The organism is Sphaerotilus sp. (genome assembly GCF_041083715.1).
Classification (GTDB): Bacteria; Pseudomonadota; Gammaproteobacteria; order Burkholderiales; family Burkholderiaceae_C; genus Sphaerotilus.
In genome coordinates this window covers 1-3,337 of sequence record NZ_JBFPGY010000118.1, presented here as the reverse complement: position 1 = coordinate 3,337, position 3,337 = coordinate 1, and the positions used below count along the sequence as shown (strand labels likewise).

Annotated in this window: 2 protein-coding genes and 1 pseudogene; 1 reads left to right on the top strand and 2 read right to left on the bottom strand. The window is 69.1% G+C overall.

Annotation, left to right across the window (positions count from 1 at the left end; translation table 11 throughout):
- Positions 1–163: 163 nt before the first annotated feature.
- Positions 164–1,201 carry an extracellular catalytic domain type 2 short-chain-length polyhydroxyalkanoate depolymerase gene (locus AB3X43_RS05665; RefSeq protein WP_369428895.1) on the bottom strand — a complete coding sequence of 346 codons (1,038 nt, stop codon included), beginning with the start codon at positions 1,199–1,201 and terminating at the stop codon, positions 164–166.
- A gap of 171 nt (positions 1,202–1,372) precedes the next feature.
- Here AB3X43_RS05665 and AB3X43_RS05660 point away from each other — a divergent pair, with 171 nt between their 5' ends.
- Complete coding sequence (locus tag AB3X43_RS05660; RefSeq protein ID WP_369428894.1) at positions 1,373–2,668, top strand: Hsp70 family protein; 1,296 nt, start codon at positions 1,373–1,375, stop codon at positions 2,666–2,668.
- A gap of 9 nt (positions 2,669–2,677) precedes the next feature.
- On the opposite strand, the pseudogene AB3X43_RS05655 reads toward AB3X43_RS05660, so the two are convergent.
- A pseudogene (locus AB3X43_RS05655) lies at positions 2,678–3,337 on the bottom strand (hypothetical protein); the annotation flags it as partial.

The following is a 3,337-nucleotide window of genomic DNA, read 5'->3' as shown; positions in this document are numbered from 1 at the left end:
CAATACTTGCAGCGCACGGGCCAGGCCGGATTGGCCTTCAGTTTGGCGAGTGCAGTGAATCCGCGGTGCTGGCAGTGGGGGCAGGTGATCCGCATGTCTTGGTGCAGTGCTGGCTGCTGGCTGGTATCCGGCCATTGTCACGCGAACCGGTGATCGCAGACGCTCAGGGACGGGCGCCCAGCGCGTCCACCATGGCCTTGATGGCCGACATCTGCGGCCCGGTCTTCCATGCATAGGTCGGCCCCGTGTAGCCGAACCAGTCCCAGCAGCCCTGTGGATTGAGCGGCACGGTCGATGCGTTGACCTGCGGGTACAGCACGAGCATGCGGTTGTTCTCGGCCCACTCGTTGTAGCCGGTGTCGGCGATGAAGTCCTTGCCGACCTTTTCCGCCGATTGCGCGCAGCCGTGGAGGGCGACATGGACCTTGCAGGTCTGGCCGGCGTCACAGGAGGGAGGCACGTACAGGAACGCCTCCTTGGCCATGCCCGTGCCTGACGGGGCAAAGGCGCGCTGGTTGAACGTCACCATGCGGCCGGCAAGGCTGGTGGCCTTGGGTTGCATGGGACCGTGGATGTGGGCCAGCAACGCCCCGGACTGGTCGTAACCCCGGCCATTGACCTCGCAATGGCTGATGTACGGCGTGGCATTGGCGTCGCAGGCATTGCCGTAGGTCGGGGTGATCACGGCGTGGCCGGCAGGCACCGTGTTGACATAGACCAGTTGGTTGGCAGGGACGCCGACCTGCTGGAAGAACGACACCGTGGCGTTGACGGCCGCCTGCTTGACGACCGTGTCGCGCGTGCCGCTGAACACGTAGATGCGGCGCTTCTTGAGATCGCTCAGCTTGTCGATCTGGCCTGCCGCCTCGAACTGCCGCGCTGCGCCGGCCATGAGCGCTGCATTGGGGTAGACCAGCAGCATCTGGCCCATGCAGATGCCGGTGTAGGCCATGTTGCCGGCAGCGCAGTAGTAGGGACCGCCAGCGATGATGCCTGCGCCCTTGAAGGTGGCGGAGTAGGCCACCTGCAGCTGTGCGGCCATGAACGCACCCGACGACAGACCCGAGACCGAGCGTTCGGTGCGGTCGACCTGGAAATGGGGCAGTGGCTGGGCCGGTGGTGGCTCGGTGGCGTGGGTGGTGGTGCCGGACAGTGCAGCGACCAGCAGCAGGGCGGGGGCGAAGAGGCGGTGGCTCGGCATGGGTGGCTCCTGAGGTGGAGAGTGCGGAAGGCCGGACATGGGCGTTCTCCGAGGGTAACTCGTCATGCTGCGGCGCAGCATGACGACGTCGTGCCCATGCCACATCCGGCAGTCACCTTGCAGTCGGACCGTATGATGCGCGCCCCCTCGGTCTCTGCCTCGCGTCTGCCCATGCCCGCCATTCCCCCTTACTGTGCGATTGATTTCGGCACCTCGAATTCTGCGGTCGCTGTGCCCCGGAACGGCGAGATGGTGCTGGTCCCTCTGGAAGAGGAAGCCACCACGATGCCGACGGCCACCTTCTACCTTGGCGAGGGGCCGGACCTGCAGAATCTGCCGCGGCTGGTCGGACGTGCCGCGGTCGCGGCCTATGTCGAGGGCACCGAAGGGCGGCTGATGCGCTCGATGAAGAGCGTGCTCGGCTCGGCGCTGATGGCGCAGCACACCGACATCGGCAGTGGCCGCTCCGTCAGCTTCGCCGAGGTGATCGCCAGCTACCTGCGCCACCTCAAGCGCTGCGCCGAGGCCCACGCGGGCCATGCGCTGACGGCCGTGGTGATGGGCCGCCCGGTGTTCTTCGTCGATGACGACCCGGTGCGTGACGCGCAGGCGCAGGCTTCGCTGGAAGAGGCGGCGCGGTCGGCCGGCTTCGAGGAGGTCCAGTTCCAGTTCGAGCCGCTGGCGGCTGCGTTCGACTACGAGTCGCGCATCGACACCGACCAGCGCGTGCTGGTGGCCGACATCGGCGGCGGCACCTCCGACTTCTCGATCGTGCAGGTCGGACCCGGTCGCCGCGGCCGTGTGGACCGGCATGGCGACGTGCTCGGCCACCATGGCATCCACATCGCCGGCACCGATTTCGACCGGCGCATCGAACTGGCCAGCATCCTGAGCGAGTTCGGCTTCGGTGCGATGGGGCCGTCGATCGGCGGGCAGCCGGCGCGCGAGGTCCCCAGCCGCGTCTACCACGACCTGGCGACCTGGCACCTCATCAACAGCGTCTACCGGCCGCAGCGCGTGCAGGAATTGCGCGCGATGAAGATCAACTACGCCGATCTGCGCCACCACACCCGGCTGATGCGGGTGGTGATCGACCACCTGGGCCATGACCTGCTCGGCCGCGCCGAGATGGCCAAGATCGCGTCGGCGGCCGGTGATGAAGCCCGCATCGACCTGCGGCTGGTGGAGCGCGGGCTGTCCGTGACGATGTCGCCCGCGCAGGCGCAGCGCGCCCTGGACGATGACATCGGGCGCATTGCCGCGGCGGCCCTTGAAACGGTGCGGCTGGCCGGGCTGCAAACGAGTCAGATCGATGCGTTGTACTTCACCGGGGGCTCGACCGGGTTGCACCTGCTCACTGACCGGCTGGCCGCGGCGTTTCCTCAGGCGAAAGCGCTGCAGGGCGAGCGACTTGCCAGTGTGGCCAGTGGGCTCGGCCTGGATGCCCGGCGCCGTTTTGGACTCTGAGCGGGCAGCTCAGAGCATGCGCTGTGATCGGCGCGGTTCGTCCTGGCGTGGCATGGCGGGCGCAGAAGCCGGTGGCGCGGGCAGCGGCGGGGCAACCTCGTGTGCACGCCGGTCTGGCCGGGGCGGCGGCGTGGCGATGTCATGCGGTGGGGCCGGCAGGGCGGCCGGGGGCGGATTGGCCCAGCGCGGCTGACGCTGCTCCTGGGGCTCCGGCATTGGCGCGCGCCACTGGCGCTGCGGTGGTTCGACCACGATCGGCGCCGGCACCACGATCACGCGCGGTGGCGGCGGTGTGTCCCACGCAGGTGCCGCGTGCCAGTGGCGGGGGCGCCGGTCGGCCCAGTCGTCCGGTGGCGGGCTGTCGTTGTCGGCCGGGGTCATCGCCCAGGCGGCAAAGGCGTCGGCTTGCGGGAAACCGATCTGCCAGCGACCGTTCCGGTCGCGTTCGGCCCGGCGACCGGGGGGCAGCAGCAGCGTGCCATCGTCGTTCTCGATGCGCAGTGCACTGCGCCAGGCGGTGGCGCTGCCTGCGTCGGGCAGGCCTCGCCGGTCTGGGGCATCGATGCGGAACAGCCCTGCGCCGTGTGGCTGGTGCCGGCCGGCGGCCGTGTCCACCTGCCAGCGCCAAGCCGTCTCGGGCTGGCGCAGATCGAGCACCAGGCCGCCCCG

Excerpts from the sequence above, each read along its gene's own strand:
- AB3X43_RS05660 (WP_369428894.1), top strand. The coding sequence starts at position 1,373 with ATGCCCGCCATTCCCCCTTACTGTGCGATTGATTTCGGCACCTCGAAT.
- AB3X43_RS05665 (WP_369428895.1), bottom strand. The coding sequence starts at position 1,201 with ATGCCGAGCCACCGCCTCTTCGCCCCCGCCCTGCTGCTGGTCGCTGCA.